Below are 14,276 nucleotides of genomic sequence, written 5' to 3' on the forward strand. Positions count from 1 at the left end.
CTTTTTTCTCAAATTGAAAACGTATTCAACGTGAAGGCTGTTATTGAAGTTAAAAATGCTGAAGATATCTCATCGATTTATGCTAAAGCTATTAATAATGATGAAGTTGTACACGATCTTAACTATCTTCTTATAAGTATTAAGCAATCGTCAAATGGTAATATGACAAATAATAAGCAAGAAGGCAAGTTTGTTATTAGCCCAGATGAGACTAAAGATTTATCACATGTTACGATTAACCATACAAAAGATGATCAGATAAAGATTTATTTATTCATTCGAAATGAAAAAGAGAATAAACTAATTTCTAAAGACTCTTTATTTATTAATGTAACTGATGGTGTCCAGATGAGTACAAATCGATCGATTAAAAATCCAGATACCGAAATTACCGAAGAAGATTTTGAACTTAAAGGACTTGTGGTTGATAATACCAAAAGTAAAGTAGGGAAAGACTTTTTTGAAACATTTTATAATACTTATAGAGATTCTACTGAGCAATATGCTTTTGTAATTAATGTTAATGAGTTGCCGTCAATTGGAAGAAATGGAATTATCAATATCGATACTAGTGATCAAAATATTTATAGTTTTCGAGTAGTGCCAAATGATGAATATATAGCTGCTCAAGCACAAATGACCATGCGTTATCTTAATAAGTATTATAGGGAAAGTAAACTATTAGATAAGGAGTTAGGAGCTCCCTAAGACATGAAAACAAATAATAATATCCTAAAATTTTTGCTAGTCTTACTTTTTAGCTTTAGTTTTTTTTTACAATTAAAGTCTCAGCAAATGGCTTATAAACCGATTAACCCAGCTTTGGGTGGTGAGTATTTTAATTATAGTTGGCTACTAAGTTCGGCTAATGCGCAAAATCAGTTTGACGATAATAAAACAACAGGTTTTAAAGCCCAAACCGCGATTGGTGGATTTCAAGAGAATCTTAACAGACAGATTCTTAGTCAAATCTCAAAAAACCTATTTGGAGGTGAGTTTGGAGAGGCAACACTAACTCCTGGTGTTTATACTATGGGATCTTTAAATATATCGATCTCAGACTATTTTGGAGGACTAAATATCAGTATAGTTGATATCAAAACTGGTGAACAAACTAATATTAATCTTCCTAATACAAATTGAAATAAAATAATGTAACCCAAAAATCTGAAAAAATGTATTTTAACCGTAACCTAAAAAAAGTACATTTTCTTCTTTCGATTTTATTTATTTTTCTTTACAGCTGTAGTGCTTTGTTTAAAGCTCCTACAGGTTACCAAAGTTCTACATTGGGCGAAGTGACACCTTATACAAAGTTGTTAAAAACTTTACCAGAGCCTAAAGAAAAAACGGTGGTAGCTGTTTATAAATTTAAAGACCAAACTGGTCAATACAAAGCTTCAGAGAATATTTCTAATTGGAGTACAGCGATCCCGCAAGGGACGACTTCAATTTTATTAAAAGCTTTGGAAGACTCAAAATGGTTCACAACAATTGAAAGAGAAAATATTAGTGATTTGCTAAACGAAAGACAAATCATAAAATCTACTCGTCAAGAATATGTAGCACTTCAAAATCAAACAAGTGCTCAAAAAAGTTCAGCAACTCCTTTGCCTCCGCTCTTGTTTGCAGGGGTGATTATTGAAGGTGGTATTGTTTCATACGATACTAATATCATGACAGGAGGAGCTGGTGCACGTTATTTTGGTATTGGAGCAAGTTCTCAATATCGACAAGATCGTATCTCTGTATATCTGCGTGCTGTATCTACCAATAATGGTAAAATTCTCAAAACCATTTATACTTCAAAGACAATATTATCGCAATCTCTTAGTGGAAGTTTTTTCCGTTATGTTGATCCAGAGCGTCTACTAGAAGCTGAAATTGGTGTCACAAAAAATGAACCTGTGCACCTTGCTGTAAAAGAGGCAATAGAAAAGGCTGTTTTCTCTTTAGTTTTGGAAGGCGTTAAAGATGGACTATGGGAATCGGAAGCCTCAAATAAAAAGGTAATTGATAGTCTTATTACTAACCAAAAAACGGAGGAGGAAATTAACGATAATTTCAGAGTTGATAATCGGATAATGGCTGATAAACGTGGTAGTTTTGCCATTAGAGGAGGATTGCAATCGAACACTATAAAAGGTGATTATGTTAACGCTAAGGCTAAAGTTGGATTTAATATCGGAGCTAAATTATTCATTAATAAAAGTTTTAATATAGACGCTTCTTGGTCAGATTTTTATCTAGAAAATTCTGGAATCTTCAAAAGAAAATTCAATAGTTTAGATTTTAATTTAGAATATATTCTTATGCCTTCGGATAACATAAGTCCTTATGCATATGGAGGTGTGGGCTTGATCGGCTCTAGTTATTCCTATTTTAATAATATTAAAACTAAAATTAATGCTGGAGTCGGTGTCGAATATATGCCGCTGCCTAAGTTTGGGTTGAGGTTGTACGGTGAATATGACTTTGGAATGAATGACGATTGGGACAACTTTGTCAATGGGAAACGGAATGATAATCTATTTCGAGTTGGCTTTAGTCTTAATTATTATTTTGGAAAACCTAAAAACTAATGTAACCTAAAAACTTTGAATTATGAACTTAAATAAAATTCTGCATTTCCTTTTACTATTCCTGCTCGTATTTTCGGTAGGTTGTAGTGAGGATCTTGTGGAAAAAAGCAATAAAGCAAGCATAAAAGGCACGGTTGTTAAATACAAATCAAATGAGCCTTTATCAAAAGTGAAAATTACGACGGCACCAACTACAGAAACTGTCTTCACTGGTGCGGATGGTAGTTTTATTATTAACGATGTGCCAATTGGAGATTATTCTGTTAAAGCAGAATTAGATGGTTATATCATGGAAATAAAAGGAGCCAACCTCAAAGATGATGGGCAAACAGTAAGTGTGGTGTTCGAGATGAAGGACGATAATGCACTTAACTCACCACCATCGGTTCCAGATCTTATTACGCCTGCAGATAATGCAGAAAACCAAGCTTTGTCTGTAAAATTAAGTTGGAATTGTACAGATGCGGATAGTGACTCTTTGACATACAAAGTAATTTTGAAAAATAATAAAAACAACAATGTTAAAACTTATAAAAACTTAGTTGATAAAAATTTAACTATTGATAGTCTTGTGTATGGTACAAGTTATTTTTGGCAAGTCGTAGCGTCGGATAATATTAATCCTGAAGTTTTTAGTAAGATAAATAAATTCACAACTATTAAAACTCCAGAAAATCGTTTTCACTTTGTTAGAAATATAGGTAATAATTTAGGGATTATGTCCTCTAACGAAGCTGGTAGCAGTTTTCAATTAACTTTAGATAATACAAGTGCGATAAGACCAAGGAAAAGTAATGCAGCTGGTGTTATTGCTTTTATAAAAGTTGTTGATGGTAATCCCAATATTTTTACCGTGAAACCAGATGGATCAGATTTGTTTAAAGTCACAACAATACCAATTTCCGGATTTAACATCAATGAGTTGGACTTCTCTTGGAGTGCAAATGGTAAGGAAATTTTGTATCCTAGTTTTGATAAGTTATATCGTGTAAATAAAGATGGTAGCGGAACACAGTTGGTGTATCAAACACCTGATGCCAGCTTTATTTCGGAGTGCGCTTGGTCAGCAGATGGGACAAAAATTGCTTTAAAGACTAATAATATCAATGGCTATAATGTGAAAATCTATGTCATAGATATGTTAGGGAATGTAATTAAAGATATTATAAGCGGCGTGACAGGTGCTGCTGGTGGATTAGACTTTTCGGTTGACGGAAGTAAAATTTTATATACAAAAGATATTTCAGGTTTTGAAAATAGTGACTATAGACAGCTCAATACTCACATTTTCATTTACGATTTAGTTACTGATACAACTTTAGATGTATCAAGTAAAACGAAAATCCCAGCCGGCTATATTGACATTGATCCTCGATTTTCGCCAAACGAAGCAGAAGTTATTTTTACTCAAACTTCCAATGACGGTATATCTAGGAAAGATGTTTATAGGCTTTCTATATCAGATGAGGATTCTAGAAAGTTGCTTTTCAGCAATGCCTGGATGCCCGACTGGGAATAGGTTACATTTTTTTCAGAAAGAACCTCTTCAATATTGAAGAGGTTCGTTTTTTTTTAAACTAATTAATGATCAATAAGATTGTGTTGAATGGCAAAACGTACTAATCCGGTAGAGTTTCTAATATTCAACTTTTGAAAAATATGTCTTCGATGTGTTTCTACAGTATTGAAACTAATAAATAATTTATCAGAAATTTCTTTACTGTTGCAGCCATCACATATAAGTTGGATTACTTCTAATTCTCGATTAGTAATGCTATCGAGCGTATCGCCAAGACTTAAGTTTTTTTGAGAATTAGGAGAGTTAAGTAAAGACTGCATGATTTTTTCACGAAGTTCTTCACCAACATACTCTTTTCCATTTTTGATGCAAGTTAATGCCTCAACTACTACTTTACTATCATTGTGTTTTTCGACAAATCCATCGATACCAAGTTGAAAAAGATCGGTAATTCTTTTGATCTTGTTCTCACCAGTTAAGATTAGGATTTTCGTATTTTGATGAAGTTTTTTTATCGATTTGATAAACTCTGTAGGATTTTCGTTTTCAAATACTATTTCAGTGATTATTAAATCGACTTGGTTTTTTTCTAACCATTGGCTAGCCTCATAATGAGAGTTTGTAAATCCTGCAATCTCGAATCCTTTTTTTCGCGATAGGAGTGATACCAAACCATCAATAACGATTTGATGTTGGTCAATAATGTAAATTTTCATTTGGTTATTTAGTTTTAGTTTAAAATTATTTAGTTTTTATGGTGACATATTAATGTGTATTTCAATTGTTTTTTGTGTTTTAAAGTAAGAGTACTGCAAGATACTGATTTTAAATAAAATATAACGGATTTTAAAACATTATTTACTCCATTTTGTATCAATTAAAGCCATAAGAAATTCTGGACATTTAATAATTTTATTATTTTCGGCATTCAGAAAGAATAGAGTAGTACTGGCTTCTGTAATTTTTTCATCATTTTCATTATATATTTCGTAATCAAAGATGATTCTTACGCCAGGTTTTGTTTTAACATAAGTTTTAATATTCAAAACTTGGTCATATAACGCAGGTTTTATATATTTGATTTGATATTCCGACACGGGAAGAAAAATACCTTTCTTTTCGATCTCATCATAAGATATTCCAAGTGAACGAAATAGCTCTACTCGGGCTACTTCTAAGTAGGTTGCATAGTTACCATAGTAGACATATTTCATAGGGTCGGTTTCGGCGTAACGTACTCTTATTGAGGTTGTTGTGTGTATCATTTTAAGCGATTATTAATACATACAAATATATTTTTTAATAAGCAATAGAGCAAAAATTTTTTTTATTAAATTATAATTAGATATTTGTCACCCCTATGAAAATTAGTGGTCTAACCTGGAAAAAGCAGCAAGAAAAATGGATGAAAATTTAGTTTTGATATGGGAAAAATGTCTTCAGTTCATGCGAGATAATCTCAATGCTGCAGAGGATCATTCGGACCTTAAAAAATTAGAAAACTCTTTTGATTTATTATTTGATAAAGTTAAACCATTATCTTTAGTTAATCATAATTTGACTTTATTAGTTCCTAGTGACTTTTATAAAGAATATATCGAAGACAATTATTTGTCTTTGCTATCTGCTGCGCTTAAAAAATACATTGGTAAAGGGGTTAAGCTTTGGTATTCTGTTATGGAAAACAAACCAGTTGGTAAAGAAGCTCCAATTACTGTTAATGTAAAAGGTAATAGTACGCAAACGCCTAAAATACAGGAAGCTTTACCAATCCAAAAAGAAACGAACATTAATCCGTTCGTGGTTCCAGGTATCAAAAAAGTTAATATAGAATCTAACCTAAAAGCAGATTTATCGTTTGATAATTTTGTAGAAGGAGAGAGTAATAAATTGGCTGCGACAGTTGGTAAAACTATTGCTAAACGTCCTGGTGCAACTGCTTTTAATCCATTGTTTGTACATGGTGGTTATGGTGTTGGTAAGACGCACTTAGCACAAGCTATTGGTCTAGAAGTTAAAAATTCTTGTCCAGATAAAGTAGTTTTGTATCAATCTTCGGAGAAATTTATTCAAGATTTTATTAAAGCGGCGAAATCTCAAAACAAAACAGATTTCCAAAATTATTATCAGTTAGTTGATGTTTTAATAATTGATGATATCCAGTTTTTATCAGGAAAAGCGGCAACACAAGATAGTTTCTTCCATGTTTTTGATTATCTACATCAAAACGGAAAACAGATTATTTTGACGTCTGATAAAGCGCCAGCTGACATTATGGATATTCAGGAACGTATTGTTTCTCGTTTTAAATGGGGTTTAACAGCAGAAATTAAATCGCCTAACTTCGAGACACGTCGTCAAATTATCGTTGATAAACTAAGTCGTGACGGTATCGTTTTAACAGACGATATGCTAGATTTCTTAGCAACAGAAGTTAAAACCAACGTTCGTGAGTTGATGGGCGTTATCAATTCGGTGATTGCTTACTCAACAGTTTATAAGTCGGATTTAAGTTTAGAATTACTTAAAGAGACGATTAACAAAATTGCGACAACTCAGAAGAAAACGATCAATATTCCTTATATTCAAGAAGTGGTTTGCGAATATTTCGGGATCAACAGAGAGTTGTTGTTGTCAAAATCTAGAAAAAGAGAAGTAGCATTGCCACGACAGTTAGCCATGTATTTTGCAAAAGAATTAACCAATTCTACGTATACAAAAATCGGTGAAGAAATGGGCGGAAAAGACCATTCTACGGTAATCTACGCTTGCGACACGATTCGTGATGTTTCGAAAATCGATAAAGAAATAAAAAAATATATCAAAGATTTGAAAGAACGTATCAATCATTAATCGATGATAAATAATATAGAAAAGGCTTTAATTTATTTTAAAGCCTTTTCTTTTTTTAATAAATTCACAACATGAAAATTTTAATGCTTTGTTTAGGGAATATCTGTCGCAGTCCATTGGCAGAAGGAATATTAAGAAGTAAATTATCCTCTGACTTTGAGGTTGATAGCGCCGGAACTATCTCGATGCACGAAGGTGAAAAAGCGGACAAGCGTTCGATAAAAGTGGCTGCTAATCACCATGTCGATATTAACGAACATCGTTCGCGCCCGATTACTACTAAAGATTTTGAAAATTTTGACAGAATCTATTGTATGGATTTGCATAATCTTCAAGATGCATTATCAATGGCGAAAAATAATGAACAAGGTGCAAAAGTTAGTTTAATTTTGGATGTTCTTAATTCTGGAAAAAGCAATGAAGTTCCCGATCCTTATTGGGGCGATTTATCCGATTTTGAAAAGGTTTATCAAATGTTGGATGAAGCCTGCAATGTGATTGCAAAGGAAATTAATTTTAATTCAAAAACAATCTAAAGCATGTTATATTTGTTACCAGCATATTTGTCAGAAAATTCGCCGATTGATTATTTTGCGCCAACCATTCGTGAGATTATTATGAATGTCGATCATTTTTTTGTTGAGAACGAAAAAACTGCAAGACGTGTTATTAAATTTTTTGCGCCTGAAAAAAAACAATCTGAACTAAAATTATATTTACTCGACAAATATTCTGAAACGTCGGATCTCAAAGAAGCACAAGACTTGATGAAGTCGGATGTGGATTTTGGATTGTTGTCAGAAGCGGGCTTGCCGTGCATTGGTGATCCCGGAAATATTATGGTGAAGTGGTCACACCAACACAACATAAAAGTTGTTCCAGTTAATGGACCTAGTTCTTTTGTTTTGGCTTTGGTAGCGAGTGGTTTTAATGGTCAACAATTTAGTTTTAGTGGCTATTTGGCGATCGATAAGCAAGAAAAGAAAAAGCAAATTCAGCATTTAGAAAGTTTGATGCAGAAGACTGGTTTTACCCAAATTTTTATGGAAACGCCTTATCGTAATAACCAAATGCTGGAGGATTTAATTAAGTATTTACAACCAAATACTCAGCTGTGTATCGCGGCAAACATCAACGATCCTGAGCACGAATTTATCAAAACAAAATCTGCTAAAGATTGGTCAAAATCTAAACCAGAATTACATAAAATACCAGCCGTTTTTTTAATCGGAAAATAATAAAATACCAAACACAAATACTATGAAAACCACATTTCCATTTTATCTAAAACTCTCGAGTGTCCTTGTAAGTATAGTGATTTTAGGTTTTTTAGCTAAACTTGGCGAACGCATTATTGTACCCATGATTTTGGGTTTGTTATTCTCAATTTTGTTAACGCCCGCTAGTCGTTTTTTAGAAAAGAAACTAAGGTTTTCTAGAAGTATGTCGTCGATATTTGTTAGCATTTTAGCAATGTTAGCGATTTCGGGTGTTGTTTATATTATGGCGGTTCAGATTGGTAAGTTATCCGAAGATTGGCCAGCTTTCCAAAAACAAATTACAGATCTGTTTGATCAGTTGCAGAGTTGGTTTTACAACACATTTGGCGTTAAACGTAGTGAGCAATTAACATATATTAATGATACTGCCAAAAAGAGCATTAGTACAGGGACAGCTATTTTGGAAAAGATTGTCAGTTCGGTATCTTATGTTTTGATGATTTCGGCATTTACATTTTTGTTCACTTTATTTTTCTTGTTGTATAGGACTCGATTAGTTCATTTTTTAGTATTAAGTTTTAGTAAAGACGAACATAAAAATGTTGTGTACGAAGTTGTTGAAAATATTCAATTTATGGTAAAAAAATATCTAGTAGGTTTGTTTTTACAAATGATAATAGTGATGATTTTATCCTTTATCGCGTATACAATTATTGGGATTAAATACAATGTAATGTTGGCAGTTTTAACAGGCGTTCTCAATATTTTACCATACATCGGCATTTTTACGGCTTTGCTAATTGGCGTTCTCATCACATTTGCAACATCAAGTTTGTCGAGTGTATTATTCTTGGTGATTTCTATAGTTGTTATCCATGCGATAGATGGCAATATTATTATGCCAAAAGTTGTCGGTTCTAAAGTGAAGATTAATTCGCTTATTGTGATTGTTGGTTTGGTGGTTGGAGAGATGCTTTGGGGGATTTCTGGGATGCTGTTAACGATTCCGATTCTTGCGATTGCAAAAATTGTATTTGACCGTATCGATAATACCAAAGCTTGGGGTTATCTAATGGGCGAAGACGACGATGATGAAACCGAAAAATAATATTTAAAATCTCAGAATATTCTGAGATTTTTTATTTGTGAAATCTTTGTAAAATATTTAACCTTTGTTAACGTATGACTTGCACCAACTTTGCAAATACTGTTATTATAAAACACAGTATCATGTTAAATAAAAAAGTAGCCGGTCTTTGGATCGATGGGAGAAAAGCAATTGTTGTAAGTAATCACAATGCCGAAACTATTTCTGATTTTGAAGTAAAAGGAAATCTAAAAGTTGAAGTACAAGTCGGTAATTCTAACGAACATACTGCGAACAATGTAGAAAAAACCAACAGAGTAAAATTCTATAAAGAGATAGAAAAAGAAATCACCAACAGTACAGAGCTTTATATTACTGGTCCTGGCACTGCGCAAGAGGAACTTAGAAATTACCTTCTAGAAACGCCTCAATACAAAAATCTAAAGATAACTTTAGGCACAGATTCGCAGCTTAACGATGCAGAAGTTCTTAATGAAGTTAAAAGTCACTACGGTGTCTAAGTCATTTATATCAAATTAAATTTTTCAATATTAAACCATTCGTAAGAGTGGTTTTTTTGTTTTTGTAGGATTAAATTTTAAATGAAATTAACACTTTCTAATCGCTTTTCAATCGTTGTGTTGATGGCTTTTTTTGTACTTTTGTTAAAACTGAAAAGTAGAAAATTATGATCTCTAAAAAGTATCTCGAAAATTTACAAAACGAATTACAAAATATCGATAACGAAGGTCTCTTCAAAAGAGAACGTATTATCACCTCACAACAATCTGCCGAGATTGAAGCTAATGGAAAAAAACTTCTTAATTTCTGTGCCAACAATTATTTAGGATTATCAAACAATCCAGAAGTGATGAAGGCGTCACAAGACATGATTGCATCACATGGTTATGGGATGTCTTCGGTTAGATTTATTTGTGGAACGCAAGATATTCACAAAGAGTTGGAAGCTAAAATTTCTAAATTTTTAGGACTTGAAGACACCATTCTTTATGCTGCATGTTTCGATGCTAATGGTGGGGTTTTCGAACCATTATTCTCGGACGAAGATGCAATTATTTCTGATGAGCTTAACCACGCTTCAATTATTGATGGTGTTAGATTGTGTAAAGCGGCGAGATACCGTTATAAAAACAACAATATGGAAGACTTAGAAGCACAATTAATTGAGGCTTCGAAGAAAAATCATAGATTCAAAATTATCGTTACTGACGGCGTTTTCTCGATGGATGGTATTGTTGCTGATCTTAAAGGTGTTTGTGATTTAGCGGACAAGTACGATGCTTTAGTAATGGTTGATGATTCTCACGCCACAGGTTTTATTGGTAAAACAGGTCGTGGAACGCACGAAGCTAACGACGTTATGGGTAGAGTAGACATCATTACATCAACTTTAGGAAAAGCTTTAGGTGGTGCTTTGGGCGGATTTACTTCTGGAAAAAAAGAAATCATCGATATGCTACGTCAACGTTCTAGACCTTATTTATTCTCAAATTCTTTGGCGCCAGGTATTGTTGGTGCTGCGATGAAGGTTTTGGATATGATTTCTGATGATACATCTTTGCGCGATAAAGTAATGGACAACGCTGAGTATTTTAGAACCGAAATGAAAGCTAAAGGTTTTGATATTCCTGATGGTGACGCTGCAATTGTTCCTGTAATGTTGTACGATGCGCCACTTTCTCAAAAAATGGCGGAAAAGCTTATGGATGAAGGTATTTATGTAATCGGATTCTTCTATCCAGTTGTACCAAAAGGTAAAGCGAGAATTAGAGTTCAGCTTTCTGCAGCGCATACGAGAGAGCATTTGGATAAAGCGATTGCTGCTTTCGAAAAAGTTGGAAAAGAATTAGGTGTTATCTAGTTTTAAAAATATTAAAATACAATTAAAATCCTACATCAACTGTAGGATTTTTTATTTATTGGCAGTAATCTTGCTAATAGTTTGATGTTTTTAATATTTAATAAAAATGAAGAAAGTAAGCCTTGGATTTTTTGCAGTTTTAGTGTTGTCGATGTTGACAAGTTGTGAAGCAGTAAGTACCGTTTTTAAAGCCGGAATGTGGTGGGCTTTTATCTTAATGTTCGCTGGTATTGCCTTAATTATTTGGATCTTATCCAAATTTATGGGAGGAAAGAAGTAACAATTATAAAAAAAAATCCGATGATTAATCATCGGATTTTATATTTATTTTTCGTCGGCAGATGGTCCGTAGATTCCTGGTAGAGGAAGATCTAGCATTCTCATATAGACTGTCAATTGACCTCTGTGGTGGATCAGGTGATTGGTGATAATGTAACGCACCGCACCTATTCTTGGCAACTGCGAGATAACATGATCGCCAGCTTTCAAAGTCCAATCTTGTAACCAAAACGCTTCGTCTTTAGAATTTACAAAATCAATATTCTTTTGTAGATTCTCGTCCAACATTGTTTTTAGCTCGTCAAGACTATAATTTCCCATTGGCTTATAATCTACATGAAAATCGAAAACATCTTTGTCCGCAGCACCAGCAACCCAAGAATGTAATTCTACAATGTGGCTAGCCAATTCTCCAACTGACATCGATTTTTCGTGAGGTTTCCAAGTCCAATGATCTTGATTTAGGTTATTAAGAACACGTTTTGTATTGTTAGTTTCGTGTTTTAGTTCCGCTATAATTCCGTCTTTAATGCTCATTTTTATAGGATTAAATAAAATTATTTTTTTAAATTTTCCAAAACTTCGCTTAGATCGTTATAACCACCGCCATTATATACGTCAGTTAGACCTTCTGCTTTAAAGTATTCTGTAGCTTTTCCACTTCTATTTCCACTTCTACAAAAGAAAATTTTTGTTCCGCTAAGATTTAGGATTTCTTGTTTGCGATCTTCAAGCTCGCCAAGTGGAATATTTTGTGCTTCCTCGATGTGTCCATCCATTTCTAATTCCATTGGTTCGCGAACATCGATTAGGTGATAATTACCAGTTAATAATACATCTTCTATAGCCATTTTATTTAATTTTTTTGATTCTAAACAAAACTACAACTTAATTTTTGGATTCATCTTTTTAGAAATTATAATTTTTATTTAAAATTTCTATACTTCTTATTAATGCTTTAGAAAACTTAACTTTGCAATCGTGAATTCATCCGAAAAACTGACGAAATTAATTAAAGATAAAGCCAAGAATTTTGGCTTTCAGTCTTGTGGTATTTCAAAGTCAGAATTTTTGGAAGAAGAAGCGCCAAAGTTGGAAGCTTGGTTGAAAAATAATTTCCATGGCGAGATGAAGTATATGGAAAATTATTTTGACAAACGTCTCGATCCGCGATTGTTGGTGGAAGGTTCTCGATCTGTTATTTCGCTCAGTTATAACTATTTTCCGAAGCAAGATTTATTTAAAGATAAGTTGCAGAAAATTTCTAAATATGCTTATGGTGAAGATTATCATGAAGTTATAAAAGAAATTCTTCGTGAAATGATTTCGGAACTTCAAGACGAAATTGGCGAATTTGGATTTCGTGTTTTTGTTGATTCGGCGCCAGTTCTGGAGCGTGCTTGGGCTAAAAAATCTGGTATTGGCTGGGTTGGTAAAAACGCGAATATCATCACAAAACAAAGTGGATCTTTCTTTTTTTTGGCGGAGATTATTTGCGATTTAGATTTAGAGTATGATCACGCAACAACCGATCATTGCGGAACTTGTAGAAAATGTATCGATGCTTGTCCAACGGATGCGATTGTCAGTGATAAGTTAATTGACGGCTCCAAATGTATTTCTTATGCAACCATCGAATTAAAAGAAGAAATTCCTGATTCTTTTAAAAATAAAATGGAGAATTGGATGTTCGGTTGCGACATTTGTCAAGATGTTTGTCCTTGGAATCGTTTTTCGGCACCGACATTAGAAGAGAAATTCCACCCGAATGAAGCTTTGCAAAACTTCACCAAAACGGAGTGGAAAGAAATGACCCAAGAGATTTTTTCTTCGGTTTTCAGAAAGTCACCAGTTAAAAGAACCAAATTTGCGGGTCTTAAGCGCAATTTGGATTTCCTGTCAGATTAATATTTTTTCTGAAATCTTTTTGGCGCTACTTTAACTCGGAATTTGAATCGACGGTTGTTTTTCTGATTTTTTTGCATAAATATTTGCTTGATTGGTTTCCTAAATTTAATCAAAAGCTTTTAATATCAGTTAATTCCGATGTTAAATTTTTGTTTCAATCATCTTAAATTTTATCCTATATTTAATTTTTAATTTAATAATTGATGAAAAAAGTACTTTTAAGTATTCTAAAGATGATAGGCATTATTATCGGAATCGTTTTGCTGTATGTAATTGTTGCGTATTTTCTACCGATGATTCCTGTTAAAGCCGAACAAACCAACGATCCCAAAACCATAGAAGCATATATTTTGACCAACGGTGTACACACCGATATTGTGGTGCCAACCAAAACAGAACAGATGGATTGGAGCACCAAAATCTTGTATGCCAATACCAAAGGAAAGCAAACAGATTTCAAATACACCTCATTTGGTTGGGGAGACAAAGGCTTTTATTTGGACACGCCGACTTGGGCGGATCTCAAATTTTCAACAGCTTTTAATGCCGCATTTTGGTTGAGCGACTCGGCGATGCATGTCACTTTTTATAACCAAATGAAAGAAGGCGACGACTGCAAAAAAATTATGCTGACCGAAAAGCAATATCAAAACCTTATTAAGTTTATCGATGCGCGATTTGATCACGATGCTAGCGGAGATTATGTCTTGATTCCGACAGATGCGGTTTATGGAAACAACGATGCCTTCTATGATGCAAAAGGCAGTTACAGCTTTTTGTACACTTGTAATACATGGGCAAACAACGCTCTAAAAGCTGCTGGGCAAAAGGCTGCTATTTGGTCGCCATCAGATTTCGGAATTTTCCAACATTATAAATAGAATGAGGACGCTCTGTTTCGTATTTTTATTGGTGTCATTTTTTAGTTGTTCAAAAGAAATTTTAG

At 33.4% G+C, this 14,276-nt stretch carries 17 protein-coding genes; 13 read left to right on the top strand and 4 right to left on the bottom strand.

All coding sequences use genetic code 11. From position 1 onward, the window contains the following. The first annotated feature begins 30 nt into the window (after positions 1–30). From B5X62_RS08525 to B5X62_RS08540, 4 genes are read left to right on the top strand one after another with little or no spacing between them, the layout of a single operon-like run. Positions 31–708 carry a CsgE family curli-type amyloid fiber assembly protein gene (locus tag B5X62_RS08525; protein ID WP_159447640.1) on the top strand — a complete coding sequence of 226 codons (678 nt, stop codon included), beginning with the start codon at positions 31–33 and terminating at the stop codon, positions 706–708. Between the two features lie 3 nt (positions 709–711). Next, a complete protein-coding gene (locus tag B5X62_RS08530; RefSeq protein WP_079667011.1) occupies positions 712–1,143 on the top strand; it encodes a curli assembly protein CsgF in 432 nt (143 codons plus the stop codon). 32 nt (positions 1,144–1,175) lie between these two features. Further along, positions 1,176–2,582: a CsgG/HfaB family protein gene (locus B5X62_RS08535; protein WP_079667012.1), complete on the top strand. Its 1,407-nt coding sequence runs from the start codon at positions 1,176–1,178 to the stop codon at positions 2,580–2,582. A 22-nt stretch (positions 2,583–2,604) separates the two neighbouring features. Next, complete coding sequence (locus B5X62_RS08540; RefSeq protein WP_079667013.1) at positions 2,605–4,101, top strand: carboxypeptidase regulatory-like domain-containing protein; 1,497 nt, start codon at positions 2,605–2,607, stop codon at positions 4,099–4,101. A 62-nt stretch (positions 4,102–4,163) separates the two neighbouring features. On the opposite strand, the gene B5X62_RS08545 is transcribed toward B5X62_RS08540, so the two are convergent. Then, on the bottom strand, positions 4,164–4,817 hold the full coding sequence (locus B5X62_RS08545) for a response regulator transcription factor (RefSeq protein WP_079667014.1): 654 nt from the start codon (positions 4,815–4,817) through the stop codon (positions 4,164–4,166). Positions 4,818–4,955: 138 nt separating this feature from the next. Continuing rightward, on the bottom strand, positions 4,956–5,366 hold the full coding sequence (locus tag B5X62_RS08550; RefSeq protein WP_079667015.1) for an acyl-CoA thioesterase: 411 nt from the start codon (positions 5,364–5,366) through the stop codon (positions 4,956–4,958). Positions 5,367–5,502: 136 nt separating this feature from the next. Here B5X62_RS08550 and dnaA point away from each other — a divergent pair, with 136 nt between their 5' ends. The 7 genes from dnaA to B5X62_RS15470 all read left to right on the top strand — a co-directional run bounded on the left by dnaA (position 5,503) and on the right by B5X62_RS15470 (position 11,423). After that, the gene (dnaA, locus tag B5X62_RS08555; protein ID WP_079667016.1) at positions 5,503–6,954 is read left to right on the top strand and encodes a chromosomal replication initiator protein DnaA; all 1,452 of its coding nucleotides are present in this window, start codon (positions 5,503–5,505) and stop codon (positions 6,952–6,954) included. Positions 6,955–7,025: 71 nt separating this feature from the next. Beyond that, the gene (locus B5X62_RS08560) at positions 7,026–7,490 is read left to right on the top strand and encodes a low molecular weight protein-tyrosine-phosphatase (RefSeq protein ID WP_079667017.1); all 465 of its coding nucleotides are present in this window, start codon (positions 7,026–7,028) and stop codon (positions 7,488–7,490) included. Positions 7,491–7,493: 3 nt separating this feature from the next. Continuing rightward, on the top strand, positions 7,494–8,192 hold the full coding sequence (locus B5X62_RS08565; protein ID WP_079667018.1) for an SAM-dependent methyltransferase: 699 nt from the start codon (positions 7,494–7,496) through the stop codon (positions 8,190–8,192). A gap of 22 nt (positions 8,193–8,214) precedes the next feature. Beyond that, entirely contained in the window at positions 8,215–9,282 is a 1,068-nt protein-coding gene (locus B5X62_RS08570) for an AI-2E family transporter (RefSeq protein ID WP_079667019.1), read from the top strand. A 122-nt stretch (positions 9,283–9,404) separates the two neighbouring features. After that, complete coding sequence (locus tag B5X62_RS08575; RefSeq protein ID WP_079667020.1) at positions 9,405–9,782, top strand: hypothetical protein; 378 nt, start codon at positions 9,405–9,407, stop codon at positions 9,780–9,782. A 167-nt stretch (positions 9,783–9,949) separates the two neighbouring features. Continuing rightward, positions 9,950–11,143: a glycine C-acetyltransferase gene (gene kbl / locus B5X62_RS08580; RefSeq protein ID WP_079667021.1), complete on the top strand. Its 1,194-nt coding sequence runs from the start codon at positions 9,950–9,952 to the stop codon at positions 11,141–11,143. 106 nt (positions 11,144–11,249) lie between these two features. Next, positions 11,250–11,423, top strand: coding sequence for a phosphatidate cytidylyltransferase (locus B5X62_RS15470; protein WP_144038340.1), 174 nt, complete (start codon positions 11,250–11,252; stop codon positions 11,421–11,423). Between the two features lie 44 nt (positions 11,424–11,467). Here B5X62_RS15470 and B5X62_RS08585 read toward each other — a convergent pair whose 3' ends face one another. Together B5X62_RS08585 and B5X62_RS08590 are read right to left on the bottom strand one after the other, a co-directional pair. Further along, entirely contained in the window at positions 11,468–11,959 is a 492-nt protein-coding gene (locus tag B5X62_RS08585) for a DinB family protein (RefSeq protein WP_079667022.1), read from the bottom strand. A gap of 20 nt (positions 11,960–11,979) precedes the next feature. Continuing rightward, positions 11,980–12,273, bottom strand: coding sequence for a rhodanese-like domain-containing protein (locus B5X62_RS08590; protein ID WP_079667023.1), 294 nt, complete (start codon positions 12,271–12,273; stop codon positions 11,980–11,982). A 130-nt stretch (positions 12,274–12,403) separates the two neighbouring features. Between B5X62_RS08590 and queG the strand changes: the two genes are divergently transcribed. Continuing rightward, on the top strand, positions 12,404–13,330 hold the full coding sequence (gene queG, locus B5X62_RS08595; RefSeq protein ID WP_079667024.1) for a tRNA epoxyqueuosine(34) reductase QueG: 927 nt from the start codon (positions 12,404–12,406) through the stop codon (positions 13,328–13,330). 203 nt (positions 13,331–13,533) lie between these two features. Continuing rightward, positions 13,534–14,211, top strand: coding sequence for a TIGR02117 family protein (locus B5X62_RS08600; protein WP_079667025.1), 678 nt, complete (start codon positions 13,534–13,536; stop codon positions 14,209–14,211). The last annotated feature ends 65 nt before the right edge of the window (positions 14,212–14,276 follow it).

Source organism: Soonwooa buanensis (genome assembly GCF_900167905.1).
GTDB classification, from domain to species: Bacteria; Bacteroidota; Bacteroidia; order Flavobacteriales; family Weeksellaceae; genus Soonwooa; species Soonwooa buanensis.